General features: G+C 66.1%; 25 protein-coding genes. 6 read left to right on the forward strand and 19 right to left on the reverse strand.

Annotation, left to right across the window (positions count from 1 at the left end):
* Positions 1-471, forward strand: a complete 471-nt coding sequence (locus GH2_RS06385) for a MaoC family dehydratase (RefSeq protein WP_066164677.1) — start codon at positions 1-3, stop codon at positions 469-471.
* Between the two features lie 97 nt (positions 472-568).
* Here the strand turns inward: GH2_RS06385 and GH2_RS06390 are convergent, their stop codons facing one another.
* Positions 569-1,600, reverse strand: a complete 1,032-nt coding sequence (locus GH2_RS06390; RefSeq protein ID WP_066164680.1) for an LLM class flavin-dependent oxidoreductase — start codon at positions 1,598-1,600, stop codon at positions 569-571.
* Between the two features lie 270 nt (positions 1,601-1,870).
* Here GH2_RS06390 and GH2_RS06395 point away from each other — a divergent pair, with 270 nt between their 5' ends.
* Positions 1,871-3,508 (forward strand): flavin-containing monooxygenase, encoded by a 1,638-nt coding sequence (locus GH2_RS06395; RefSeq protein WP_066164683.1) that lies wholly within the window; start codon positions 1,871-1,873, stop codon positions 3,506-3,508.
* A 145-nt stretch (positions 3,509-3,653) separates the two neighbouring features.
* Here the strand turns inward: GH2_RS06395 and GH2_RS06400 are convergent, their stop codons facing one another.
* The 12 genes from GH2_RS06400 to GH2_RS06455 all read right to left on the reverse strand — a co-directional run bounded on the left by GH2_RS06400 (position 3,654) and on the right by GH2_RS06455 (position 15,033).
* The gene (locus tag GH2_RS06400) at positions 3,654-4,421 is read right to left on the reverse strand and encodes a FadR/GntR family transcriptional regulator (protein ID WP_066164686.1); all 768 of its coding nucleotides are present in this window, start codon (positions 4,419-4,421) and stop codon (positions 3,654-3,656) included.
* 124 nt (positions 4,422-4,545) lie between these two features.
* Entirely contained in the window at positions 4,546-5,301 is a 756-nt protein-coding gene (locus GH2_RS06405; protein ID WP_066164689.1) for an enoyl-CoA hydratase/isomerase family protein, read from the reverse strand.
* Positions 5,298-6,872 carry an AMP-binding protein gene (locus GH2_RS06410; RefSeq protein ID WP_066164691.1) on the reverse strand — a complete coding sequence of 525 codons (1,575 nt, stop codon included), beginning with the start codon at positions 6,870-6,872 and terminating at the stop codon, positions 5,298-5,300. The genes GH2_RS06405 and GH2_RS06410 overlap by 4 nt, the downstream gene beginning before the upstream one ends.
* A complete protein-coding gene (locus GH2_RS06415) occupies positions 6,869-7,426 on the reverse strand; it encodes a pyridoxamine 5'-phosphate oxidase family protein (RefSeq protein WP_084247347.1) in 558 nt (185 codons plus the stop codon). Before GH2_RS06415 ends, GH2_RS06410 begins: the two co-directional genes overlap by 4 nt.
* Positions 7,423-8,238, reverse strand: a complete 816-nt coding sequence (locus GH2_RS06420) for an ABC transporter ATP-binding protein (RefSeq protein ID WP_084247348.1) — start codon at positions 8,236-8,238, stop codon at positions 7,423-7,425. Before GH2_RS06420 ends, GH2_RS06415 begins: the two co-directional genes overlap by 4 nt.
* Positions 8,231-8,980: an ABC transporter ATP-binding protein gene (locus tag GH2_RS06425; RefSeq protein ID WP_066164694.1), complete on the reverse strand. Its 750-nt coding sequence runs from the start codon at positions 8,978-8,980 to the stop codon at positions 8,231-8,233. Before GH2_RS06425 ends, GH2_RS06420 begins: the two co-directional genes overlap by 8 nt.
* The gene (locus tag GH2_RS06430) at positions 8,977-9,876 is read right to left on the reverse strand and encodes a branched-chain amino acid ABC transporter permease (protein WP_066164696.1); all 900 of its coding nucleotides are present in this window, start codon (positions 9,874-9,876) and stop codon (positions 8,977-8,979) included. Before GH2_RS06430 ends, GH2_RS06425 begins: the two co-directional genes overlap by 4 nt.
* The gene (locus GH2_RS06435; protein ID WP_066164698.1) at positions 9,873-10,757 is read right to left on the reverse strand and encodes a branched-chain amino acid ABC transporter permease; all 885 of its coding nucleotides are present in this window, start codon (positions 10,755-10,757) and stop codon (positions 9,873-9,875) included. The genes GH2_RS06430 and GH2_RS06435 overlap by 4 nt, the downstream gene beginning before the upstream one ends.
* A 40-nt stretch (positions 10,758-10,797) precedes the next feature.
* Complete coding sequence (locus tag GH2_RS06440; protein WP_066164700.1) at positions 10,798-11,952, reverse strand: ABC transporter substrate-binding protein; 1,155 nt, start codon at positions 11,950-11,952, stop codon at positions 10,798-10,800.
* Between the two features lie 32 nt (positions 11,953-11,984).
* Complete coding sequence (locus GH2_RS06445; protein ID WP_239588411.1) at positions 11,985-13,139, reverse strand: ABC transporter substrate-binding protein; 1,155 nt, start codon at positions 13,137-13,139, stop codon at positions 11,985-11,987.
* Between the two features lie 318 nt (positions 13,140-13,457).
* Positions 13,458-13,880, reverse strand: a complete 423-nt coding sequence (locus tag GH2_RS06450) for a nuclear transport factor 2 family protein (RefSeq protein WP_066164706.1) — start codon at positions 13,878-13,880, stop codon at positions 13,458-13,460.
* 31 nt (positions 13,881-13,911) lie between these two features.
* On the reverse strand, positions 13,912-15,033 hold the full coding sequence (locus tag GH2_RS06455; RefSeq protein WP_066164709.1) for an NDMA-dependent alcohol dehydrogenase: 1,122 nt from the start codon (positions 15,031-15,033) through the stop codon (positions 13,912-13,914).
* A gap of 210 nt (positions 15,034-15,243) precedes the next feature.
* Here GH2_RS06455 and GH2_RS06460 point away from each other — a divergent pair, with 210 nt between their 5' ends.
* The gene (locus GH2_RS06460) at positions 15,244-16,443 is read left to right on the forward strand and encodes an MFS transporter (protein ID WP_066164712.1); all 1,200 of its coding nucleotides are present in this window, start codon (positions 15,244-15,246) and stop codon (positions 16,441-16,443) included.
* A gap of 22 nt (positions 16,444-16,465) precedes the next feature.
* On the opposite strand, the gene GH2_RS06465 is transcribed toward GH2_RS06460, so the two are convergent.
* On the reverse strand, positions 16,466-17,362 hold the full coding sequence (locus tag GH2_RS06465; protein ID WP_066164715.1) for an SMP-30/gluconolactonase/LRE family protein: 897 nt from the start codon (positions 17,360-17,362) through the stop codon (positions 16,466-16,468).
* A 167-nt stretch (positions 17,363-17,529) separates the two neighbouring features.
* On the opposite strand from GH2_RS06465, the gene GH2_RS06470 reads away from it, so the two are divergent.
* The 3 genes from GH2_RS06470 (at position 17,530) to GH2_RS06480 (ending at position 19,825) form a co-directional block, all read left to right on the forward strand.
* The gene (locus GH2_RS06470) at positions 17,530-18,447 is read left to right on the forward strand and encodes an alpha/beta hydrolase (protein WP_066164718.1); all 918 of its coding nucleotides are present in this window, start codon (positions 17,530-17,532) and stop codon (positions 18,445-18,447) included.
* A 9-nt stretch (positions 18,448-18,456) separates the two neighbouring features.
* Positions 18,457-18,762, forward strand: coding sequence for an EthD family reductase (locus GH2_RS06475; protein ID WP_066164722.1), 306 nt, complete (start codon positions 18,457-18,459; stop codon positions 18,760-18,762).
* Between the two features lie 322 nt (positions 18,763-19,084).
* Complete coding sequence (locus GH2_RS06480) at positions 19,085-19,825, forward strand: FadR/GntR family transcriptional regulator (RefSeq protein ID WP_066164725.1); 741 nt, start codon at positions 19,085-19,087, stop codon at positions 19,823-19,825.
* Positions 19,826-19,917: 92 nt separating this feature from the next.
* Here GH2_RS06480 and GH2_RS21580 read toward each other — a convergent pair whose 3' ends face one another.
* The 5 genes from GH2_RS21580 to GH2_RS06505 form a co-directional block, all read right to left on the reverse strand.
* Complete coding sequence (locus GH2_RS21580; RefSeq protein ID WP_066164728.1) at positions 19,918-20,868, reverse strand: hypothetical protein; 951 nt, start codon at positions 20,866-20,868, stop codon at positions 19,918-19,920.
* 360 nt (positions 20,869-21,228) lie between these two features.
* The gene (locus GH2_RS06490) at positions 21,229-21,828 is read right to left on the reverse strand and encodes a TetR/AcrR family transcriptional regulator (RefSeq protein ID WP_066164731.1); all 600 of its coding nucleotides are present in this window, start codon (positions 21,826-21,828) and stop codon (positions 21,229-21,231) included.
* Positions 21,825-22,619, reverse strand: a complete 795-nt coding sequence (locus GH2_RS06495) for an enoyl-CoA hydratase family protein (protein WP_066164734.1) — start codon at positions 22,617-22,619, stop codon at positions 21,825-21,827. The genes GH2_RS06490 and GH2_RS06495 overlap by 4 nt, the downstream gene beginning before the upstream one ends.
* A gap of 280 nt (positions 22,620-22,899) precedes the next feature.
* Entirely contained in the window at positions 22,900-24,057 is a 1,158-nt protein-coding gene (locus tag GH2_RS06500; protein WP_066164737.1) for an acyl-CoA dehydrogenase family protein, read from the reverse strand.
* Between the two features lie 49 nt (positions 24,058-24,106).
* Positions 24,107-26,170 (reverse strand): ATP-binding protein, encoded by a 2,064-nt coding sequence (locus GH2_RS06505; RefSeq protein WP_066164740.1) that lies wholly within the window; start codon positions 26,168-26,170, stop codon positions 24,107-24,109.
* Positions 26,171-26,176 lie beyond the last annotated feature (6 nt).

Below are 26,176 nucleotides of genomic sequence, written 5' to 3' on the forward strand. Positions count from 1 at the left end.
ATGCCCGGCCTCTGGTACGAGGAATTCGAGATCGGCAAGGAGTACCGCCACGCCTGGTCGCGGACAGTCACCGAATACGACAATGTCTTGTTCACCTCGATCACGATGAATCCGGCACCCATTCACCTGGATGCCGAGTACATGAAGACGCAGCCGCACGGTCAGCGGCTGATGAACAGCCTCTACACGGCAGGCCTCGTCGGCGGCATGATCGTCTACGACCTGACGATGGGCACCACCCTCGGCAATCTCGGTTACACCAAGTTCGACTTCCCGAACCCGGTCTTCCACGGGGACACCATCCGCGCCGAGAGCACGATTCTCGACAAGCGAGAGTCCAAGAGCCGCACCGACTCCGGGATCGTCTACTTCGAGCACCGGGGCCTGAACCAGCGTGACGAGATCGTCCACATCTGCCATCGCGCGGGCCTGATGCTCAAGCGTCCGAACGACGCCGTCGCGACGGCCTGACCACTGACTTCAGCAGCGCCTCGTCCTCGCCTGGGGATGCCAGCAACGAACAGCAGGGAGCGTCCGACGTCACGGTCGGACGCTCCTTGCTGTTCGATCAGGAGGCGGGCTCGACGAAGTCGACGCTCTCCAGGTCCGCGAGCGGCTCGACGATCTCCCGACCGACGCGTTCGAGGTAGGCCTCGGTCTGCGCGGCGTCCATTCCCGGCCAATGCGGTCGGACGAGCAACGGGCCGACAGGCAGCCTTCCGGCGATCTCGGTGATCTGTGCGCGCACCTGCTCCCCCGATCCGAGCAGCACGTGATCCTTGACGTTCTCCAAGAACTCCCGCTCCACTCGCTCCTGGTCGAGCAGACCCATCCCCTGCTGCGAATAGGAGACGTACTTGCCTCGGGCGACCCTCGCGAAATCGCTCAACGCCTCGTCGAAGCTGTCGGCGACCTGCAGCTCTCGCCGCAGGGGGAACTTGGTCAGCGGCAGCCCCAGCGCGCGACGCTCGTCGACGTAGAGGTCGATGAGCGCCTCGACCTGCTCGAGTGTCTGCTGCGGTGTGATGGTCCAGACATCGCCGTGCCGTGCGGCTCGTCGCACGCCCTGCTCTTTCATGGCCCCGAGCCAGATCGGCGGCCGCGGCTTCTGAATCGGGTGGAGGTGAGTCGGCCGGTCCTCGACGTTCCAGAACTTGCCGTGGAAGGTGACTCGGTCCTGGGTCCACAACCGAGTCATCAATTCGATCTGCTCTTCCAACAGCCCGTACCGCTTCTTGTACGGACGGTCGAACACGTCGTATTCGTGCTCCAGGTACCCGGTGCCGATGCCGACGACCAGCTTGCCCTTGGTGATCACGTCGAGGGTCGCGAGGTCCTCGGCGAGCTGCACCGGATGATGCAGCGGTCCGATGAGCACAGTCGTTCCGATCCGGACGTCGTCATCGAGTTCGGCCGCCAGCCGCGCCAACAGCGGAATCGGCTGGAACCAGCGGAAGTCCTGGTACAGAAAGTGCTGCCCCATCGTCAGGTAGGTGAATCCGGCGCGCTGCGCAGCCTCCACCTTGCGCAGCATCAGATCCAAATGCTCTTCCGGGGGCGTAGAGACGGGCTGGTCTCCCATCAGAATGCCGAATTCCACGTCGTTCCTTTCATCGCGTTCCCGTCTCGTCGGGAATCATCGTCACGACGGGTCTGCGCAGACCGCACGGTCTGTGGTCGCCGTCCCCGTCGTCAAACCTACCGGATCATGATCATCAATATCAGCTAATGTTCAAAACACCTTCACCCTCGACGGCATCCATGATAATCGTTATCGTGAACTCAGTCACGTCGTCGGCGTCGTCCGCACGATCTCCCCACTCGTCGTCACAGTGGGACGCCGACGCCCTCAGAAAGGATTCACTGGCGAATGAACAACAATTTCTCGCAGGCAGCCGACGATCGCGGAGTCGACGTACCGACCGTCGACGGCGTCGTGATCGGAGCAGGTTTCTCCGGCATCTACATGGTCCACAAGTTCCGCGAACTGGGGTTGACCGTCCAAGGATTCGAAGCCGGCGACGGCGTCGGCGGAACCTGGTTCTGGAACCGCTACCCCGGCGCTCGCTGCGATGTGATCAGCATGGAGTACGCGTACACCTTCGCTCCCGAACTCATCGACGAGTGGACGTGGACCGAACGCTATCCGTCACAGCCGGAGATCCTGCGCTACCTGAACTTCGCCGCCGACCGACTGGGGGTCACCCCGGATTTCCAGTTCAACACGCGGGTGGTCTCGGCATGGTTCGACGATTCCGCGGCCCAGTGGGTCACGACCACGGACTCCGGCGCCGTCACCCGGTCGAAGTACCTGATCACGGCCGTCGGCTGCCTGTCGACGTCGCTGACACCTGATTTCCCGGGACTTGCCGACTTCGCCGGAGACGTCGTCCACACCGCCGACTGGCCCGCTGCCGGGGTCGACTTCACCGGCAAGCGCGTCGGCGTCATCGGCACCGGCTCGTCCGGCGTTCAGGTGATCCCGTTGCTCGCCCAGCAGGCTGAACATCTGACGGTCTTCCAGCGCACGCCGGCGTTCAGTCTCGCCTGCGGCAACCGCGCGCTGACCGACGAAGAGGTCCGGAACTTCAAGGACACCATCGACGAGCACAAGGCCAAGTCGATGGCCAGCGGCACCGGGCAGTACACCGACACCCTGGAGGTGAGCGCTCTGGAGCATTCGCCCCAGCAGCGGGAGTCGGTCTATCAGGAACGCTGGGACCGTCACCGCGCCATCGATCTCATCGCGAGCTACCCGGACCTGTTCAGCAACCGCGAGGCCAATGAGACGATCGCCGAGTTCTTCCGCAGCAAGATTCGGGAGGCGGTCGCCGACCCCGAGCTCGCCGAGAAGCTCAGCCCGCGGACGTATCCCCTCGGCGCCAAGCGGATCACCCTGGACACCGACTACTTCCAGACGTACAACCGTGACAACGTCGACCTCATCAGCCTGCGGGAGCAGCCCTTGGAGACGTTCACCGACAAGGGGTTGCGCGTCGGCGGAACGGAGGTGGAACTCGACGCCGTCGTTCTCGCGACGGGCTTCGACGCGATCACCGGACCACTGCTGAACATGGATATCCGCGGTGTCGGCGGCACAAAGCTCAAGGACAAGTGGGCCGACGGACCCACCACCTATCTCGGCATCGCCGTCGACGAGTTCCCCAACATGTTCATGATCACCGGCCCCGGCAGCCCCAACGTGCTGACGAACGTCATCTGCGCGATCGAACAGCACGTCGAGTGGACCGCCGACTTCATCGCTGCACTGGAGCGTCGAGGCGCCACGCGCGTCGAGCCGTCGGCCGCGGACGCGGCGAAGTGGACCAGCGACGCCGTCGCGCTGGCCGACGACACCCTCTACCCCGAGGGAGAGTCGTGGTACACGGGCGTCAACGTGCCCGGCAAGCCGCGGGTGATCATGTCGTACGTCGGCGGACTGGACGTCTACCGCCAGGCCTGCGACGAGGTCGCGGCGGACGACTACCGCGGATTCGTCGTCGCCTGAGGTCAGGACAGCACACCGGACGTCCGCACCACCGACAGTGTCGGTGGTGCGGACGTCCTGAGTTTCGATTCCCGAAGGCGACCGCCGCCCAGGACGGTCGAGTGGCTCGTACGAGCGCGCATCACGCCGAGACCCTCAAGCCCGATCAGCCGAGGAGTTGGCCGTTTCGCCATCCGATGTCCCAGGTGATCGGGCGCGCGAGCGCTTCGGGGTACTTCCGCGCCATGTACCTGGCGTACTCCTCGATGTGCTCGGCCATCGCTGCCTCCGAGGCGTCCGAATCCCGCAGCAGCAGCGCGTCCAGGATCCGCCGGTGCGCCTTGAGCACCGCCTGCCTGCGTCGCTCGTTGTAGTCGACGCCCACCACAGTGCCGTCGAAGATGTCCAGCATCGCGTTGATCAGGAACCCGAAGAGCGCGTTCTCCGTCGCCCAGGCCACTCCGTTGTGGAACTCTTTGTTCGTCTCCAGGAAGACGGCCCGATCATCGAGATGGACGGCCATCCGGTCGACTGATTCCGCCAGGGCAGACAGCGACTCGTCCGACATCCGGGATGCCGCCAGCCGCGCGAGCAGCGGTTCGATGCCGCCTCGGGTCTCGGCGACGGTGGCGAACGGTGCGTTCTCGAACTGCAACAGCAGCAGCATCGCGTTCGCGAGAGCTGACGAGTCGGGCTTTTCGATGGTCGGACCACCTCCGGGCCCCGGCTTGAGCGACAACACGTTCTGCAATTCAAGGAAGCGGAGCGCCTCGCGCAGCGTGCCGCGGCCGACGCCGTACGCTTCCAGCATCGCCCGTTCGGCAGGCAATCGATCGCCGACCGTGAGACCACGGCGGTCGATGTCCTGGACGATTCCCCTCGCCACGATCAGCGCGACCTTCTCCGACCTCGCGCCTCCCCGATGCGATGTCATCCGCGTTCCTTTCCACATGACACCCCCGACCGTCCGAAGCCGCCGAACACACAGCGGATCGGAGCCGGCCAGATACGAACAAATTCATGATATAGATAATCATAATATGACGCTTATCGCGTCGTCACTCTCGGCGCAGCCTGAACGCCGTCACCGCCTCGCGGTGCTCCGGTGTGCCGAACAGCAGCGCGGTCGCCTCGACCGACTCCGCATAACCGGACTCGGTGTCTCTGTTGATGTACGCCTTCGCCACTCGCACCCCCAGCGACGAGTGTGCTGCGATCTCGCGAGCGGTCGCCAGCGCGCGTTCGAGGAGGTCCTCGTCCGGAACCGTCTCCACCACCAGTCCCGCGCGCTCGAGCACCTCCGGACCCACGGTGCGGCCGGTCAGGGCGAGACACCGCGTCCAGTGCCTGCCGATCACCTCCGGTGCGCGGATCACCCCGTACCCGGGCATCAGCCCGACGGTCACCTCCTTGAAGGAGAATCTCGCCGAGCTTCCCGCGACGACGACGTCGCACGCCAGAGCCAATTCCAGGCCACCTCCGTACGCGATGCCGTTGACCGCGGCGATCACCGGAATCGCGCATCGCTCCACACTGTGGAACGCCTCGTAGACGCGCCGCAGATGCGGTCGTACTCGGCCGACGTCACCGTCGAGGTCGGCGAACATGTCGATGTCGCCTCCGGCGGAGAAGGCTCGGCCCTCACCCGTGAGCACGACAGCGCGGAGCGTCGTCGACCGGCCCAATTCCTCGGTGAGCGTCACCAACTCGTCGAACCACACCGTGTCCATCGCGTTGAGTTTGTCCGGACGGCACATGGTGATCAGACCGACCCCGTCACCGAGGTCCTCGACCCGGAACCGTTCAAAACTCATGTCCGAACCGCCTCGCGGTCCCAGGTCTGGGCGGTGATGCCGTCCGCGCGCAATCGGTACTTCTCGACACGTTGACTGTGCGTCAGCGGCAGTCGATCCATCACGCGGACGTATCGCGGGCGGGCGAACGACGTCAGCCGTCCATCGACCCGAGCCATGAGCGTCGCGGGATCGAGTCGGGCGCCGGGCGCCGGCACCACAGCGATCGCCACGTCCTCCTCTGACAGTTCCGACGGCACCCCGTACGCGGCCACCTGGGCCACGTCGGGGTCGTCGGAGACCACTCGCTCGATCTCCCACGACGAGATGTTCTCCCCTCGTCGACGGATCGTGTCCTTGACGCGGTCAACGAAGGTGAGGAAGCCGTCCGCATCCAGCACGCCGCGGTCGCCGGTGTGGAACCACAGATCTCGCCATGCCTGGACTGATGACTCCGGGCGGGCGTCGTAGCCGTCGAACATCATTCCGGGCCGCTTCGGCCGTACGACGATCTCACCGACCACTCCGCACGCGACCGGTTCGTCGTGGTCGTCGACGACGCGGACGTGATAGTTCACCGACTCGGTGCCCGCCGTTCCGATCCGACGCCGTGACGGCGGCATGTCGCAGACGATCGACGTCTCCGTGCTGCCGTAGATCTCGGTGAGTTCGATGCCGAAGCGGTCCTCGACGGCAGTGAAGATCTCCGCTGGACACGGCGCACCGAAGGCCGCGCGCACGGGATGTCCGCGATCGTCGCCGCGCGGCGGCTGTTTGAACAGAATGCTCATCATCGCGCCCTGATAATTGAACGCGGTGATCCGCTCGGCTCGACAGATGTCCCAGAACTGTGAGGCCGAGAAGGCACGGTGCAGGATTACGTCGGCACCGGCCTCGATACCTGCCATCACCGAGCAGTATCGAGCATTGGAGTGATAGAGCGGGAACACGCTGTAGAGGCGGTCCGCACTGGTGTATCGCATCAGGCCGACGGTGTGGCGGGCCAGATTGACGTTGGCGCGGTGACTGAGCACCACACCTTTCGGCGGACCCGTCGTGCCCGAGGTGTACAGGACGACCGCCGCCGAGCGTGGGTCGACGGAGGGCGGTGCGATCTCGGGCGGGGCATCCGTGGACGAGGCCAGGAGTGCAGCGAAGTCGAGAGCGTCCGGATCGGTGCCGCTGCTTCGATCCGCGATGATCACCCGTTCGATCGACGCAATCCGCCCGGCGATCCCCGCAACGCGGTCGGACGATGCGGCGTCGCAGATCACCACGCGGACCTCGGCCCGATCGAGGCAGTACTCGAGGAGGTCGGTGCCGGAGTCGGGATTCAACGGCACTTCCACCAGCCCCGCGCGAGCGATCGAGAACCAGGCTTGCAACGCGACCACCGACGCCCCCATCACCACACCGACGCGATCGCCGGGTCGCAGTCCGAGTGCAGACAGCCCGGCGGCCGCCACGGTGGCGACCGCGTCCAGTTCCGCGGCGGTGGTGGACCGTCCGTCGACGGTGATGTGCGTGCCTCGATCGGCACACTCGGACAACCAGTCTCCGATGCTCGGGGCGTAGCCGCCGTCTCGGATCATGTCGCGGCCCGCCCGTCCACCTCGCGTGTCGGTGCCGGTCCGCCTCGGCCGTCGCCTGCGAGCCGCCGGGAGTCGTGGCTGGCCACCGTCTCGGACGGCGTCACTTCGATGAGCAACCGTCGTGGGCTGGTCAGCAGGTCGATGAACTTCTCCGGATGAGTCGGCGCCAGCCGCATCGCGAGCAGATCCAGCTTGTCACCGAGTCCGGCGATGTCGCGATGCACGGTGGCGTGGCCTTTGACGGCGAGCATCTGACGACCTCGGGCCCCGGTGCCGGTGCCCGAGACGACGATCGACACGCGGGGATCGCGCTGCACGCCGCGAACCTGGACGCGCCCGTCCACGCTGGTGAACCAGAACCGGCCATCGTCGACGGCGAAGCTCAGCACCACTGCCGCAGGCGCTCCGTCCCGGTCAAGGAAACAGAAGGTGCATTCGGTCTGCTCGGCGAGGAGGGCCGACGCGGCCTCCGCGGTGAGCCGAGCATGAGCGAGCCTCTCGATGTCAGTGCTGCCGGGACGCGACTGCCCGCCGGGTGCGGTCGGCTCCGTCATCGGTCTTCACCCGTCTCGTCGAGCCCCGTCCTCTCCAGCCCGGTCCCCTCCAGGCCCGTCCTCTCCAGCCCTGTCTTCTCCAGCCTCACCGGGTCGGATTCGGTCTCATCGAGAACGGCGTCACCGAGGACCGCGTGCACAGCCGCCTTGTCTGCGTCTGCCGCGGCGCCAGCCCAGACGGTCTTCCCGCGAGTGATGACCGATACGCGATCGGCGATGCGCAGACCGGCGTCGGCGTTCTGCTCGACGATGAGCACCGCGATCCCCCGGTCGGCAATCGCTCGGACACTCGTCATCACCGAGTCGACCATCGTCGGCGCGAGCCCCATCGACGGCTCGTCCATCAGGATCACCGTGGGCTGAGCCATCACCGCGCGCCCGAAGGCGAGCATCTGCTGCTCGCCACCGCTGAGCAGACCCGCTTGCGAGCGCCGCCGGTCGTAGAGGATCGGGAACTGCTCATAGACCTCGGCGATCGTCTTCTCGACCGCACCGCGCGGGGCTCGGTAGCCGCCGATCTTCAGGTTCTCCTCGACGGTGAGCGTGGCGAACACCCGCCGACCCTCGGGCACGAGGACCAGGCGGTTGCGCACCATGGTGTGGGCTCGACTGCCCGCCAGATCGACACCGTTGACCACGACCGATCCGGACTTCGGTCTGTGGTAGCCGGCCACCGCCCGCAGACTGGTCGTCTTCCCGGCGCCGTTGGCGCCGAGGAGCAGCGTCACCTCGCCGACGGCGGCGCGCAGACTGACTCCCTGTACCGCGTTGACGGCGCCGTAACTCACCTTCAAATCGGTGACTTCAAGCATTGCCGGCCGCCTTCCCGAGATACGACTCCCGAACCGCCTCGTCGGCGACCACAGCTTCGGGGTCGCCCTGCGCGATCAGTTCTCCCTGGTTCATGCCGAACAGGTAGTCACAGACGTCGACCATCATCGGCACGTCGTGTTCGACGAGCAGTTGGGTGAAACCCTCGACCTGCAGTGCTCGCATCAATTCGCTGACCTCGTCACGCTCGGCGGTGTTCATACCTGCGGTCGGTTCGTCGAGCAGCAGTAGCCGCGGGCACGCGACGATCGCCCGAGCGATCTCGACGCGCCGCTGCATGCCGTACGACAGTTCGCTCGGTCGCATGCGCGCGACCGCGGCGACACCGACACGTTCCATCACCTCGTCGACCGTCGACGTGAGTTGGTCACGTCGATCACGAGACACTGTGTCGACGCCCAATTGCACGTTGTCGCGCACCGTGCGGTCATCGATCAGGCGCACGGTCTGAAAGGTTCGTGCCACGCCGAGATGTGCCACTGCGTGGGGTCGGACGGTCGTGAACTCGCGTCCGTCGAACCGCATGATTCCCCGTGTGAGGGGGTTGAGTCGGGTGATGGCGCCCAGCAACGTGGATTTGCCTGAACCGTTGGCCCCCATGATCCCGTAGATGCGTCCCTGATGGAGGTCCAGCGAAACGCCGTCGACCGCCTTGACACCGCCGAAGTGCACGGCGATGTCGGTCAATTCCAGAAGGGGAACCTGTCGATCGTCTCCGGTCATGGCATTGCCTCCACTGTCTCGCTGTGCGGCGGTGCGTCATCGACGCGCACGTCTCTGGTACGGACTCGATGCCAGAGGTCGCGCACGACGCCGAGCACGCCGTTCGGCAGAAAGAGCGCCGCCAGCACCACGATGACGCCGTAGATGAACTCTTCCCACTGGCTGACGAACGACACGAGTGTCGGTAGCCAGACGAACACGATGGATCCGATCAGGACCCCGATCCACGAGCGCGTTCCACCGACCACGATCACCGTCAGTGCGAGAACCACCAGGTGGAAGTTCACCTCCGCCGGGGTGATTGTGCTGCGCAACAGCGTCGTGATGGCGCCGGCGAGTCCGCCCACCAGTCCGGACGCGAGGAAGCTCAGTTTGCGGTATCGCGCCACGTTGATGCCCATCGCGTTCGCGAGTTCGGGGTCTTCGCGAACCGCGTCGATCCGCCGTGACAGCCCACGCGACTCGGTGAGTTGTGTGAGCGCGATGACGATGATCGTGACGACCAGAATCGACTCGAAGGTCAGGTCGCCGAGCGCGCCGAACAGCCCTGCTGCCCCGCCGGTGAGTTCGCCGCCGTTCACGGCCACGACAGCCACGATCAGGGTGAACGCGATGGTGGCCATACCGAGGTACAGACCGTTGAGCTTGTGAATGATCAACCCGAGGAGATACACCACGATGCCCGGTATGAGCATGCCGAGGACGATCGACGGGAGAGTCGCCCAGCCCAGGTGCAGCATGGCTGCCGCGGCGGTGTAGCCGCCGATGCCGAAAGCGCCGATGCCTGCGAAGGAGAACACGCCCATCCGCATGGGGATCTGGATGCTCAATGCCATCAACACGGTGGTGAGCGTCTGCTGCAGCAGAACGGTGTTGGAGTAGTACCAGTCGCTCATGTGCGTCTCACTTCCTTCGTGCCGAACATGCCCTGCGGTCGGAACAGCAGCACCAGGAAGATCAACCCGAACGACACCGCGTCGACCCACGTGCCGAAACCGAGATGGATCATCACCGTCTCCGCGGCCGCCAGGATGTAGGCGCCGAGCACCGCGCCCCCCATCGAACCGAGACCACCGAGGACGATGATCGCGAAGGCCTTGATCAGCAACGGATCACCCGATTCCGGAGCGATCGCCCCCAATTGCAGGGTCAGGAGAGCTCCTGCCAGTCCGGCCAGCGCGCCTGCGACGGCCATCGTGCTCAGCGCGAGTGCGCTGCGGTTGACGCCCATGCCTTCGCTCGTCTCCGGATCGACGCCGATCGCGCGCAGCGCCAGCCCCTGCCGAGACTTCTTGAGCCACATGGTCAGTCCGACACCGATTCCGATGGCGGCGACAAGAATGATGAGGGTGGTCGTGGACAGTCGGATGCCCGCGAACTCATAGACCGAGGGCGTGTAGCCGGCGTCGAAGCCGAACGGACTCGCACCGCTGACCCGCTGCGCCACGGCGATCGGGATGGCCGAGACTCCGATTCCCGCGATGATGATCCGCAGTTCCGTGGCCCGGTGGTCGGCGCCTGCGTTGACGATCCGCTGGAAGACGAGCAACTGGGTCAGCAGTGACACCACCGCTCCGACGGCCACCGCGATCAGGAGCACCACCGGAAGCGGAAGTGCAGCCTCCTTGGTCACCAAGTGCGCGACCAGAACGGAGAAGACGAAGGTGGCTCCGTGTGCGAAGTTCAGGATGCCGATCGTTCCCCAGGCCAACGCCATGCCGAGTGTGAAGAGGAGGTACACCGAGCCCAATGTCGCCGCATTCAGGATCTCCTGCATGGCGGGCTCCCTCCACCGATCGCGGTCCCGTTCTGTGTGTTCATTCGAGCAAGTTCTCCTTACCGTCCCGCCACCGGACGACGACGCCGGGAACGCGCATATCGTTGCCGTCGAAGGTGAGTGCACCCATCGCGCCGGTGAATCCCTGCGCGGCGACCTTCGCCAGTCCGTCCCTGATGCCCTCACGCGAGGAGTCGTTCGAGGTCTTGATCCCGCGAGCTATCCACCACATCGCGTCGAAGCCCTCGGCCGCGTACGGGTCGGGCGCCTGTCCATACTTCGCCGTGAACGCGTCGACGAATGCCTTCGACTCGGGCGTGTCCATCGCAGCGGAGAAGTCCACCGGGTAGACCAGCCCCTCGGCGGCCGCACCCGCGGGCGCGATCATCCCAGCGCTCTGGTTGGTGGATCCGAGAACCTGTCCGGCGTATCCGGTCTGCCGGAGCTGCTTCATGAAGGTGACGGACTGCGGTGCGGTGAGCAGCATGGTCACCGCTTTCGGCGCCGCCGCGGCGATCCGCTGTGCCTGACTGGTGAAGTCCTGGGTGGTCGACTGCACCTCGACGGTCTGATCGATGCTGAACCCGTACTTGCGCTGATCCGGTTCGATGACGTCCTTCACCAACGCCGCGTAGGTCGGCAGCGTGCCGTTGTAGATCAATGACACCCTGTCGAACCCGTTGTCCGCGAGCCACTTGTCGCCTGCGGTGTAGTAGGTCTCCATCGGCGCCGTGGCCCGGAAGGTGTAGTCGCCGGTCACCACACCGGGCGATCCCGACTGGGTGAACACCGTCGGCACCGTGCGTTGGTTGACGATCGACGCGACGGCCGCCGCCTGCTGTCCAAGGGTCGGACCGAGGATCGCCGAGACGCTGTTGTCTGCGATCGCCTTGGTGACATCACTGACCGCGCGTTCGATCTCACCTGCCGGATCGGACTGCTGGAGTTCGATACGAACGTCGTCGCCGAGGTAGTTCTGCTCCGTGATCTGCTCGATCGCCAGGCGTGCTCCCTTGCTGGCGCTGACACCGGCATATCCGTAGGGGCCGCTCTGATCGTTGACCGCGGCGATGGTGATTTGCTTCGCGATACCCTGGCCTGCCTGGAGCGCGCCGCCGCCGTTCGCACCGCAGGCGCTCAAGACCAGGCTCGCCACCAGCGCTGCGGCGAGGACCGCCTTCTTCATCGTCGTCATCTCGTGTGACGCCTCTCTTCTGGAGTGCAGGATCACTCGACCAGCGATTCGCGGCCGTCGCGCCAGGTGACCATTGCGCCGTTGACGCGCATGTCGTTGCCATCGAAGGTCAGCTGTCCCATGGCGCCGTCGAAGCCGCTGTCGGCGACCTCGGCGAGGCCTTGTCGGATTCCGTCGCGCGAGGAGTCGTTCGCGGCCTTGATTCCGCGAGCGATCCACCAGAGCGCGTCGAAGCCCTCTGCGGCGTACGCGTCAGGCGCCGTGCCGTACTTCTCGGTGAACGCCTTGGTGAACGCCTTGGCGGCGTCAGAGTCCATCGCCGACGAGAAGTCGACCGGATAGACCAGACCGTCGGCGGCCGCACCCGCCGGCGCCGCATTGCCCGACCCCTGCACCGAGGTGCCGACGATCTGCCCGCGGTAGCCCGCCTGACGCAGTTGCTTCATGAAGGTCACCGCTTGCGAAGCGATCAACATCATCGCCACTGCAGGCGGATTCGCCTGCGCGATCTGCTGTGCCTGCCCCGTGAAGTCCTGCGTCGTGGACTGCACCTCGATCGATTGTCCGACCGTGATTCCGTTGGCCTCGGCCTCCTTCGGGAACACCGTCTTGCCGAGATTCGCGAACGTCGGATAGGTCGCGTTGTAGATCACCGAGACCTTCTTGAGGTCCTTCCCTGCAAGCCACTTCGCGGCGATGTCGTAGTAGCTCTCCATCGGAGCGGTCGCCCGGAAGGTGTAGTCGTTGACGACCACGCCGTCGGCGCCGGACTGGGTGAACACGGTCGGCACCTTGCGTTGCCCGACCATCGGAGCCACCGCTGCCGCCTGCTGCGCCATCGTCGGTCCAAGGATCGCCGAGACCTTCTGGTCACCCATCGCCTTGGTCATCTCACTGACCGCACGATCGATCTCGCCTGCCGTGTCGACCTGGTCCAGCGACAGTGTCACACCATCGCCCAGGAAACCCTGCTCGTTGATCTGATCGATCGCCAACGCGGCGCCCTTGCTCGCCCCGACGCCTGCGTACGCGACTGGACCGGTCTGGTCATTGACCGCGGCGATCGTGATGTCCGAGGCGATTCCCTGCCCGCTCTGCTGCCCGCCTCCGGTGCCACCGCCGCATGCGCTCACCGCGAGCACTGCGGCCGTGACCACTGCGGTCAACGCGGTCTTCGTTCTTGTCATGTTCATGGTCGAGTCCTTTTCGTGAACGCCGGTCCGGTGGACCGGGCGTGAAGACCGCCACCGATGCGGCAGCCGAGGGGCAGCGGAACGAATGTCGAACGCTGTGACCTATATTTCATGATCATAGTAGATATGATTATCAGCACAGTGTCAACGATTCGGACGGTGACTGCGTCCCTGACCCGTCAGTCGTGCACTGAGGACGAGTTCGTGCTGCTGTCTCAGTCGTACGGCCCGGACAGTCGGACTCCGACAAAGCACGACGGCGAGCGTCTCCTCGGTGTCGAGCAGAGGAGACACTCGCCGCGTGCGAGGAGGTCAGACTTCGAAGCCGTCCATCTGCGGCGTCGTCATCGGCGTGATGATGCGTTCGGCGATCTTCCAGCCGTCCGCGGTGCGCACGTACCGGTCCCGGTTCAAGGCGATCGCCTTGATCTCGGCACCGCTCTTCATCTCCGCCTCCGCGTAGACGTAGTTGGTGCCGTGAGCGTGGTCTTCGTCGTCGAAGTCGACGATGTGATTGGTCAGGATGTGCGCGCCGCGAGCGACCGCGGCCGCATCGGCGACGAAGAAGCCGTGGATGGCGTCGTACCCCTCGAAGCGCTCGAGGCCGACGGCCGTCGCGTCCCAGACCGCGTCCGGAGCGAAGGCCGATGCCGCCTCATCGGGGTCGGCGAGGTCCAGCCCCCGCGCGTACAGATTCGTTGCGCGGACGATGTCGTTGATGTCATCTGCTCGCATGGATTCTCCTTGTTGATGACGGGTCGACGGCTCAGAGGTCGTACATGATGACGCCGCGGATGTTCTTGCCCTCCCGCATGTCGGTGATGGCCTCGTTGACCTGTTCCAGCTCGTAGGTCTTCGTGACGAGCTCGTCGAGCTTGAACTCGCCACGCCGGTACATGTCGGCGATCAGCGGGATGTCGCGACGCGCATTGGTGGAGCCGTACAGGGTCCCCTGCAGTCGCTTGCCGCTCATCGCGAAGGTGAAGAGATCGAACGGGACGTCGCGCTGCGTCACCGGCGCCGCCGACGTCACTACCAGCGTTCCGCCGCGGCAGACCATCTCCTGGGCGGGGTTGAGCAGTTCACCGTGCGCGACATCGACCGTGATCAACACCTTGTCGGCGCCCTGGCCGCCGGTCATGTCCGAGACCAGTTCGGCCGCCTGCGTGAGGTCGTTCACCGTGTGCGTGGCACCGAACTTCTTCGCCTGATCCCGCTTGAATTCGACCGGGTCGACGGCGATGACGTTCTTGGCGCCCTTGTGCACCGCACCCTGGACCGCGTTCATGCCGACCCCGCCGGTGCCGATGACCACGACGGTCTCACCGAGTTGCACATCGGCCGCGTACACCGAGGAACCCCACCCGGTCGGGACACCGCAGCCGATGAGCGCCGCCTTGTCGAGGGGAATGTCCTTGCCGATCTTCACGCAGGAGTCGATGTTCACCACGACGTACGGCGAGAAGGTCCCGAGGTACGAGAACGGGCCGACGCCCTGACCGCGCGCATGGATTCGATGCGTACCGTCGGGCGCGAAGCCGCCGAGGACACCCGCCCCCATGGTGCACAGGTTGGTCAACCCGACGTTGCACTTCTCGCAGTGTCCGCACGCGGGCATGAACGAGAGAACGACGTGATCGCCGACCTCGAAGCCGGTGACGTGCGGCCCGACCTCCTCGATGATGCCCGCGCCCTCGTGACCGCCGATGATCGGGGCCCAGTCGAGCGGGATGTCGCCGGTGTCCACGTGGTCGTCACTGTGACAGATGCCGGAGGCAGCGAGCTTGATCTTCACCTCCCGACTCTTCGGCGGGTCGATCTCGATCTCCTCAACGCTCCAGCCCGATCGAGTTCCGGGTTCCCAGATCAGCGCACCCATTGTCTTCATGAAGTCCTCCTTGGAATCGGTCGCCGCACAGGGTGTCGAACCTGGTCGCACCCGCAGCCATCACATGACGGTGAGTCGTGACGTTAATCACGCTAACTATTATCATCATAGATGTAAAGGAATCCGCGGAAACGAAAGTGTGGGCGAGTGACTGACGAACTGCGAACTGCCGAGGTGAGAGCATCGGGACCGCCTCACAGCGACCGGAGCATGCGGAGGGCGACCACAGTCGGAGTTCTCGCGACGACGGGACTCTGCCTGCTGACGGTCGGATCGAACATCCCTGGACCGCTGCTGCCGCTCTACCGCGATCGCCTCGATCTGAGCACCTTCACGGTCACCGCACTGTTCACCGCATACCTGGTCGGACTCGTCGCAACGTTCACCACCATTGCCCGGACTCGGCTGTCGTCGCACGCCGTGGTGGTACTTCCCATCGCGATCACGCTCGCCGCCCTGGGAGATCTGGCGTTGCTGGCCGGAGACGGTTCTGTCGTCTGGCTGTTCATGGGCCGGATCCTCGTCGGAATCTCGGTCGGTCTGGGCACGGGAGCCACCGCCACCATCGTCCTCGCCACCCGCGGCGAGCGCGGTCGGGCGATCGCGGCCACCGCGACTCTGCTCGGGTCGTTCCTCGGACTTGCCGCATCGGCGGCCGCCGCCGATCTGTTGCCCGCGCCAACCATCACGATCTACTACCTCCACATCGCAGCATTGATCGTGACGGCGACGGCGTTCATCGCCTTGCACCGGTCATCACGCGTCCTGGTGAATCGGATGATCGCCGGCCCCGGCGACGTCGTCGATCCGTCCGCGAGCTCTGCGGCCACGGTCGGCACCGAGTCCGACCGTCGCAGTCCCCGTCGGGTCCGATTGGCGGGAATCACGCTCGGCACCGCGGGTTGGGCGATCGGTGGTGTCGCCGTCGGTCTACTGCCCACCGTCGTCACCGACATGACGAAATCGCCGTCGATCACGGTGACGGCATTGGCGCCTATCGTGCTCATCGGCGTCGCATGTGTCGCGCCGCGCGTGATCGGTCGACTGCCTGCCCCGGCCACGGCTGCGACGATCGCCCTCGGCGCGGCAGTGTGCGTCGTCGGAGTCTGGCGCGGCGATCTGTCGATGATCCTTGCCGCATGCGTTGTGTGGGGGATCGGCCAGGGCTTCGCCTACGCGACGGGATTACGAATCGCCACGGCCGGAATGGGTCCCGTCCAGCAGGGACGGGCAGCATCCCAGTACGCATCGATCGCCTATGCCCTCACCGGGACCGTCGCGGTCGCCAGCGGGTGGATCGCCACTTCTGCAGGCATGACCGCAGGCGTCGGCTTCGGCGGCGCAGTCTTCGCGACGCTGTGCGCGATCACGGTGGTTCTCGGCCACCGCCGGTGGCCGAGAACGCCGTAGGAACGCCGAACAGCAGAACCGATCAGATCGGGACGGCGAGCAGGCTTGCCTCACGCGTGTCACGCCGCTGGTGCTCGGACGACGAGGGCGCCGCACAGGCGTACAAGACATCGTGCTGCGAGCCACCCACAGCGCAGGCGAAGACGCCGGTGCCGAATCGGCGCTCATCAAGGATCTCGCCACCCTCGGCGACCCGGATCACACGCTGATTCAGCGCGTCGGCCACCCAGACGGTGTCGTCGGTGCCGAGGCAGATACCGTCCGGAGCCACCTGGGAGGCGGCCATGGCGTCGCGCACCGAGGTCCTCGGCACCTCCGGACCGAACGCCGCCCACACCCGACGGTTCGTCAGTGCGCCGTTCCGGTCGAGGTCGAACGCCGTCAGTCGGTTCCCCATGCTCTCCGCAACGACGAAGACGCGCACTGGATCGTCAGCCGCGCCGAGGATCACCGACCCGTTGGGGAACAGCAGGTCGTCGGCCGCGACGCGTGCGGCGCCGTCGGGCGCCACATGGATCAGCACCGCAGATTCGACGTACGAACGGGAGCGGAATTCGAACCCGAACGTCGAGACGAATGCATGACCGGACGGATCGACAGTCATGTCGTTGAGTTTGCCCGTCGCCAGGTGTGCGACGTCAGCGTGCACGGACAAGGACCGTGGATCGCGATCGTCGCCGCGCACCAGAATCCGCCCGTCGACCATCGAGACCACCAGCAGCCGTCCGTCGGGCAACCACCCCAGACCCGAGGGCTGGTCGTCCAGCGTGGCCTCCACCCGAACGCCCTTGTCCTCGTCGATCGACAAGACCTCTCGGGTGTACAGATCTGACACCCACAGTCGCCCGTCCCTCCAGCGCGGGCACTCAAGGAAGGCTCGGTCGGCCACCACAGTCGTGATCGCACCCTGTTCTGCCATGACTTCTCCTCATTCTCTCCGCGGTTGTCGATCGCCCGAACCCCGCATCATCACGCTCACCGATCTCGACTCGACGACCCCGCCGATGTGATCGTTGACACTCTTCTTTTTCTATCATTATGATAGTCATGATTACCTCAGAACGCACCCAAGAAGGCAGGACCGTAATGAGTTTGGACGAAGCGACCGCAGGCTTCCTGGCGCAGGCCGCGGAGGGCGGCGGCAAGCCCCTCTACGAGATGACACCGGACGAAGTCCGCGCGATGAACGACGACTTCATCGGCCTCTACGGCCCCGGGCCCGAGATGACCGACGTCGAGAACGTCACCGTCGAGGCAGCCGACGGGCACTCGATCCCGGTGCGCATCCTGACCCCGTCGAGCACTCCACGGGGAGTGTTCGTCTACTACCACGGCGGTGGATGGGTGGTCGGCAATCCCGATCAGTTCGACACCCTGGCCCGGCAGTTGGCGGCCGGAACGGGTTGCACCGTCGTCCTTCCCGACTACCGACTGGCACCGGAGAACGTCTATCCCGCCGCCGCGAACGACGCATGGGACGTCCTGACATGGACCGCCGCCCGCCATCCCGATCTACCGCTGATCGTCGGAGGCGACAGTTCCGGAGGCAATCTCGCCGCGGTCGTCGCTCAGCAGGCGGCTCGACAGAACGGCCCCCGACTCGACCTGCAGGTGCTGGTGTACCCGGTCACCGACAGCGACACCGAGAACGCCACATATCTCGACCCCGCCAACCAACTCATGCTCGACAAGAAGGCGATGGACTGGTTCTGGGATCTGTACACTCCCGATCCGAGCACGCGTGCCAACGCGAACGTCTCACCATTGCAGGGCGACGTCGCGAACACCGCGCCCGCCATCGTGCTGATCGCCGAGTACGACGTCCTGCGCGGCGAAGGAGAAGCGTATGCGGCGAAGCTCGAGGCCGCCGGGGTACCCGTTCAGCTACGAGTCTTCGACGGCCAGATGCACGGGTTCTTCCAGTTCGTCAACATCCTCCCCGGGTCGGCAGCAGGCGTCGAATACGTCAGCAGCACCGTGACCCGCCACCTCGATTCACTCTAGGAGCGACTCATGTTTCGTATCACCGTCAACTACAACCACCCCGCCGATCCGGAGCAGTTCCTCGACCACTATCGGACCGTCCACGCACCACTGACCAGGACGATGCCCGGAGTCACGTCGTTTGAATGGGGCGTGTGCGAGACGCTCGACGGCACCGAGCCCACCCATTTCGTCGTCGGTGTCCTGACCTTTCCCTCGAAAGAGGTCGCGATCAGCGCACTCAGCTCTCCCGAAGGGCAGGCGGGCAGCGCCGACATGGCCAACTTCGCAGCGGCCGGAGCGACCGTCGACATGCACGAGGTCACCGTCGCCTGATCACTGAGACGGCACATTCCGCGCGGGTCTTCGCATCCGGTCCGGAGACCCGCGCATCGTCTCGCCTCCTGCCCTCGCCGACCTCCACCGGTTGGCGTCGGCGGCACGACGGAAGGGGATCATCCTCCCAATCATGCGGGTGGATCACCAGGTGTGCGCATCCGTCGATGAAGGCTCATCTAGGCTGAGATCCAGACCCCGGTAGTACGGTGATGTCGGTCATGTTCCACCCGCTTCGCAGACTGTGCGGTGCGGAAATGCAAGCCAGAGGGGGCAGTCGAGTGCGCAGCGGCAGTTTTTTGCAGAGGTCTGGAGGTCGGCGTTGACCGGCCCGGCGCGGTCGCCGAAAGCCGCCGTCGTGGTCAGCCAGCAGATCGTCCAAGAGGCGCTCGACGCCGGTCTCGGCCCCGGCGATCTCCTGCCCTCCGAGAAGATCATGGTCGAGAAGTATCAGATCGGCCGTGGCACGCTCCGCGAGGCACTGCGTCTTCTCGAGTTCCAGGGCGTCGTCGTGATGAAGCCCGGACCGCGCGGTGGACCCGTGCTGCAGGAGCCGACCGGGGCGTTTCTGTCCGGGGCGTTCGTATTGCTGATGCAGTTGCGGAATGCGCCACTGCGGTCGATCTTCGAAGCCCGGCTCAGCATCGAACCGGTGATCACCCAACTCGCTGCTGCCAACATCTCCGATGAGCGTCTCGCGGAGGTCGGCGCCACCGTGGAGCGGATGAAGGTCGCGTTGCAGAGCGACCGCAGAGCATTCCTCGAGGCCAACAAGGAGTTTCACGACATCATCGCGTGGTCGACCGACAACCCCCTGCTCGGTTATCTGGCCGATTCGCTGTTGGAGGTCACCAACGGCACGATCGTCGGGATGGACTTTCCGCAGCCCCGTCGGAAAGCGACACTTCTCGCCCACGAGTCGATTTTCAAGGCGATGAGTGAACGTGATGCCGCAACCTCGATGGAAGCGATGAACGAGCACATCAGTGACTACTTGAAGTACGCGGAGAAGAAGTTCCCCGACATCCTCGGGTCCGTTGTCCGCTGGGACCAGGATCTCTGACCCCACTCTCGGGTCTTAGCCCAGGGCTGCCGTCAACTGGTCCACACAGGCGACCGCACACTGCGATCTACACTTCAGAAATCCTTCTTGCTTCAAGAACCGAAGTTCACCAACCCCGAATCCGACGACCCGAAACCAACCGATCCGTTGCCCGCACTGCCGCACGTCGACCCGTTCGACGATTGATCGGCAAACGTCAACGTCACCCTTGGCTGCCCCTTCGACGCCGTCGCGGTGAATCCGGATGGGAACTGCGACGAGCCCGCGCCGCCACCCCCGTCCACACTTCCTCCGAGGTCCTCGACCGATGCGCCGCCACCACCACCGTGGGCACCGCCTCCGCCGCCGCCACCGCCAAAATCGCCGGCGGCGCCGTCGCCGCCGGCAGCACCCACCGAACCATGACCGTCGGCCGCCCCCGGCGAGTCATGCTGTGCCTGACCGCCGGCCCCGCCATGACCTCCGCTTTTACCACCGCCCAGGCCTCCTCCATCCCCGCCGTTCGATCCGCCGGAAGCATGACTCAACACACCCGAACCACCGCCGCCACCGGCAATGACGACCGTCGACCCCACCGTCACCGTCGACGCGCCGCCCCCGCCGCCACCGTTCCGGTCATATCCGCTGCCTTCGCCGCCGTCACCACCGGGGCCGAGCCCGCCCTTGCCTCCCTCACCGCGCATCTCGTAGGACGCATCAGCGCCGTTCGTCCCCGCGACGATGGTCATCTCGCACGATCCGGTCAACGACAGCGTCCCCGACACCACAGTCCCCATGCCTGCACCTTCACCGGAAAAGTTGTTGCCCCCGTTCCCACCCACCACAGTCAGCGTCACCGCACTCACGCCACCCGGCAAGGTGTACGTCCCGCTGTAACCGGGAGCGAACGTGCAGGCCCGGTTACCGCCGTCGACTTCGCAGCTCGGCGCCGCACCTGCCTCACCGACACCCGACACCGCCGCCGACGCCGCCAACACCGCGCTGAACCCGATCACCGACGACCGCCTCACCGACAACCGCAGCAACGAACCCCAACCATCCATACCGGTCTCTCCTCAACGCCACCAGGACACCGTCCAGTGCCTATTCCACCAGCCGAACACATCCACAACCCGGATACATACGTCAAATGACGTAGATCCACCCACGAGTATCACCAGACGATTCATTCCCGGTGACCGGCGATAGCCGCGGTCACTGCAGTCAGTGTCACGAGAACTGGTGATGCTAGACCGCGAGCCTGGAGTCGGCTGCGGCGTGAAATCCACCGGAGAAGCTCCGAGATCACCGCACGATGGAGGCGCAACGCCCTGATGCCAGCGGCGCTCACGACGGTCTCGATCACTGCATGCAGCACTCGACCAACGTGGGCAGCCGGTCTGAACGAGCACGACAACAGCGCCTCAGCCCAACGCCGCCGTCAACTGCTCCACCCACGCCGCTGCGACGCCCGCCCGGCGCTTCGAGTCGTCGGTCAGTGTGTCGGCGAGACCGAAGCCGCGCGCGAGGTCGAGGGTGATCTGCGCGAGCCGGTGCGCATTCGGCCGCGTGCCGTCGGGGTCGAGTCCGGCGACGACGAGCTTGTGCGCCGCCCGACCGAGCTTCGCCTCGAGGGGGCGGATGACGTCGCCGAGCGTCTCGTCGGAGGCCGCCGCCGACCACACCTGCAAGGCCGCTTTGAACCGTGTTCCGGTGTAGATCTCGATCGCCTGATCGACGACGGCGGCGATGCGATCCGGGCCGGAGGGCAGGTCGGCGAGAGCCGCCCCGACGTCGGCGGTCATGGTGTCGTACATCTGCTCGATGACGGCGGTGAACAGGGCCTCGCGCGTCGGGAAGTGGTGCTGTGCGGCACCGCGGGAGGCTCCGGCCTCCTCGGCCACTCTCGCGACGGTCGTCGCCGCCCACCCGCGCGTGGCGAGCAGTTCGACGGTCGCGGCGAGGAGCCGCTCCCGCGTCGCGCGGGACCGGTCCTGCTGTGGTTCTCGGAGCGGGGCATTCACGGTCGACTAGTGTCCCACGACGGGCGACGCTTCCCGAGGAAGGCCGTCATGCCTTCGCGCGCCTCATCGGACGCGAACAGCGCCATCGACTCCTGCGCGCGCGCCGACGCAGCCTCCTCGAACCCGTCGAGCAAGGCCGCGGTGGTGAGCTTCTTGCTGACCGACAGCCCCTGTGGAGAGGCTTTGCGGATGCCTTCGAGAACGCTGTCGAGTTCCGCGGCGAGGTCGTCCGCGGTGTCGGACGCCGCGGTCACCAGACCGATCTGCTGCGCGACGGCGCCGTCGAACTTCTCGCCGGTCAGGAAGTAGCGGCCCGCGGAACGCGCCGTCATCTTCGCCAGCAGCGGGATGGAGATGATCGACGCCGCCAGGCCGAGCCGCGATTCGGTCAGCGCGAACGTCGCCTTCGGTCCGACCAGCGCGATGTCCGCCGCGCCGACCAGACCGGTGCCACCCGCCCGGACGTGGCCGTCGGCGACGACGATCACCGGCTTGTCGAGCTCGAGGATGGTACGGATGAGTCCGACCATCGCCTTCCCGCCTTCGGCCGTCGCCTCCTCCGGACTGAGGCCGCGCTTGAGCGCCTCCCCCAGATCTGCACCCGCACAGAACGTTCCGCCGGTGTGCGTGAGGACGACGGCGCGGATCGCCGCATCGGCGGCGGCGTCGAACGCCTCCTGCAATTGCGCGACGAGCACCGAGCTGAGCGCATTGCGGTTCGACGGCGAGTCGAGCGTGACGGTGAGAACGGCGGCGTCGACGCCGGTCTTGACGAGAATGTCGTTCGTCATGGGAACTCCTAAACGATGGTGAATGCCGACCCTGCCCGCGGCGGTCTCGATACGCCGGTGACTCCGTCCCCGCCTACTCGACCAGCAAGAAAAGCGAAGAAACGCTGGAAGCAAAGTGCCGCCAAGCGCTGCGGAAGCCGAACGAACTGACCGCTGGTACGAGGGCTCGGCGGGCAAGACTCCGACGAGCTCTCCGCAGCGACGAGGCGCTAGCCGAGGAGCGAGGACTGCCGAGGAGGAGTCTTGCCCGCCGAGCCCGGCCGCACCGAGCGAACGAAGATCAGTACGACTTCGGCAGACCCAGCGACGTCTGCGCCACGAAGTTCAAGATCATCTCGCGGCTGACGGGCGCGATGCGCGTGAGGCGGGAGAGCGGGAGCATCGCGGCCAGTCCGTATTCGACGGTCAACCCGTTGCCGCCGAGCGTCTGAACCGCCTGGTCGACGATCTTCGCCGCGGCCTCGCCTGCCGCGTACTTCGCCATGTTCGCGGGGACCGCGGCGCCCCAGTCGTCGCCGGCGTCGTAGAGGGTGGCGGCCTTCTGCATCATCAGTTTGGCCATCTCGAGTTCGATCTTGCCCTGCGCCAGCGGATGCGCGACGGCCTGATGGGCACCGATCGGCGTCTTCCACACGGTGCGGTCGTTGGCGTATTCGACGGCGCGGTCGAGCGCGAACCGACCCATGCCGACCGCCGACGCCGATGCCATGATGCGCTCCGGGTTGAGCCCGGCGAACAGTTGGCTGAGTGCGGCGTCTTCAGAGCCGACGAGGGCGTCGGACGGGAGCCGGACGTTGTCGAGGAACAGGGTGAACTGCTTCTCAGGGTTCACCATCTCCATCTCGATCACCTGGGCTTCGAAACCGTCCGCATCGGTCGGCACGATGAACAGCGCGGGCTTGAGGCGACCGGTCTTCGCGTCTTCCATGCGCGCCACGATGAGCACGGCCTGCGCTTGATCGACGCCGGAGATGAAGACCTTGCGCCCGTTCAGGACCCACTCGTCGCCATCGCGGGCGGCGGTGGTGGTGATCTGGTGCGAGTTGGAGCCGGCATCGGGTTCGGTGATGCCGAACGCCATCGTGATGGAGCCGTCGGCGAGGCCGGGGATCCAGCGCTGCTTCTGCTCGTCGGTGCCGAAGCGGGCGATGATGTTGCCGCAGATCGCGGGTGAGACCACCATCATGAGCAGCCCGCTGCCACCGGCGGCGAGCTCTTCCATGACGATCGAGAGCTCGTACATGCCTGCTCCGCCGCCGCCGTACTCCTCGGGCAGGTTGACGCCGATGAACCCGAGCTCACCGGCCTCGTTCCAGAGCTCGTCGGTCTTGCGTCCCTGGCGGGCGCAGTCGGTGAAGTACTGGTGTCCGTACTTCTTGACGAGCGCCGCGACGGCTTCGCGGAGTGCGGTCTGCTCTTCGGTTTCGATGAAGCTCATGGGTACGTCCTTCGGAATGGGGTTCTACGGTGGGTGAGCGTGGTCGGCCTTACTCGACCGGCGCGGTCGCGTCTTCGTCGTCGGTGATGACGGCCAGGACGTCGCCCACGGCGAGCTGGCGGCCCTCGTCGACGGCGAGCACGGAGACCACGCCGTCGGCCGGAGCCGAGATGGTGTGCTCCATCTTCATCGCCTCCAGCCACAACAGCGGCTGACCCGCGGTGACGCGATCGCCCTCGGCCACGGCGACGCGGATGACCGAACCGGGCATCGGTGCGAGCAGCGAGCCGGGGCGCTGCACGGCGGCCGGGTCGACGAAGCGCGGCGCGCGGGTCAGCGTGACCGAGGCGCCGTGCCAGTCGACGAACACCTGATCGCCGACCACACTGACCGAGTAACGACGGGCGACGCCTCCTCGCACCAGCACCACGACGTCCGACGTCACCGACGCCACGTCCACGTCGTCGAGATCGGGCAGTTCGACGGCGCCCTCCCGACCGATCCGGTACCGCGCGTCGATCTCGGTGCCGTCGGCCGCGACGTACCGCTTGTTCTGATAGTCGGAGAACAGGTTGCGCCACCCCGACGGCGCGCCCGGCACCGCACGAGCGTCGGCACGATTGCGTGCCGACTGAGCGAGTGCCGCCGCCATCGCGGCGACCAGGTCGGCGCCGTCGCCCGCGAGCGGCTTCGACAGTCGCCCCACCCGCTCCTCGTCGAGGTACCCGGTGTCGGTCTCGCCGGTGAGGAAGTCCTTCTCGCGCAGTGTGTTGACCAGCAGGTCGCGGTTGGTGACGAGCCCGTGGATCCGCGCGTCGGCGAGCGCCCGCGCCAGGATGGCCGCCGCCTGCGTCCGATCGGGCGCCCACGAGATCACCTTGGCGAGCATCGGATCGTAGAAGGTGGAGATCTCGCTGCCGTCGACGATTCCGGAGTCCACGCGGATGCCGGTCCGCTCCAGTAGCCCGAACCGGGTGGTCGCGGGCAGGTCGATGCGGGCGATCGTGCCGGACTGCGGCTGCCAGTCGTGCGCCGGGTCCTCCGCGTACAGCCGGACCTCGATCGCGTGCCCCACACCGCCCGTCTCCGCAGCAGCCGGCGCCTCGCCGAGGGGGTGGCCCATCGCGACCAGAAGCTGCTGTTCGACGAGGTCGACGCCGGTGGTCAGTTCGGTGACCGGGTGCTCCACCTGCAGCCGCGTGTTGGTCTCGAGGAAGAAGATGCGAACGTCGTCGCTGCTGTTCTCGGACCCGCTCGCTCCGCTCCCGGCGTCCACCAAGAACTCGACGGTGCCCGCTCCGCGGTAGCCGATCGACTCGACCGCCTTGCGTGCGGCGTCGAACAGCCGCTCGCGCAGGTCGCCACCGATCCGCTCGACCAGCGGTGCCGGAGCCTCTTCGATCACCTTCTGGTGGCGCCGTTGGATGGAGCACTCCCGCTCCCCGACGGTCCAGATCCGACCGTGCTCGTCGGCCATCACCTGCACCTCGATGTGGTGTCCGCGCTCGATGTACGGTTCGCAGAACACCGTTGGATCGCCGAACGCCGACTCGGCTTCGCGACGCGCCGCCGCGACGGCGTCGGCCAAATCGTCGAGACTGCGGACGATGCGCATGCCGCGGCCGCCGCCACCCGCGGAAGCCTTGATGAGCAGCGGCAGATCGTCGGCGGTGACGGCCTCGGGATCGATGTCTTTGAGGACCGGGACGCCCGCGCCCTCCATGAGTGCCTTGGCGTTGACCTTCGAGCCCATCGCGCGGATCGCTGCGGGCGGCGGACCGATCCACACCAGTCCCGCCTCCGTGACGGCCTGCGCGAACTCGGCGTTCTCCGACAGGAATCCGTAGCCGGGGTGGATCGCGTCCGCGCCGGCCGCCTGCGCGGCGGCGATGATGAGGTCGCCGCGCAGATAGGTCTCGGCGGAGGTGGCGCCCGGCAGTCGGACCGCGGCGTCGGCAGCCCGCACGTGGGGCGCATCGGCGTCGGGATCGGAGTAGACGGCGACGGTGCTCAACCCCATCGCGCGACAAGTGGCGAAGACTCGGCCGGCGATCTCGCCGCGGTTCGCGACGAGCACGCTGGTGACGGTCCTCGGGGTGATGGCATTACTCATGTGCAG

Origin of the sequence: Gordonia hydrophobica NBRC 16057 (assembly GCF_001592365.1) — a bacterium.
Classification (GTDB): domain Bacteria; phylum Actinomycetota; class Actinomycetes; order Mycobacteriales; family Mycobacteriaceae; genus Gordonia; species Gordonia hydrophobica.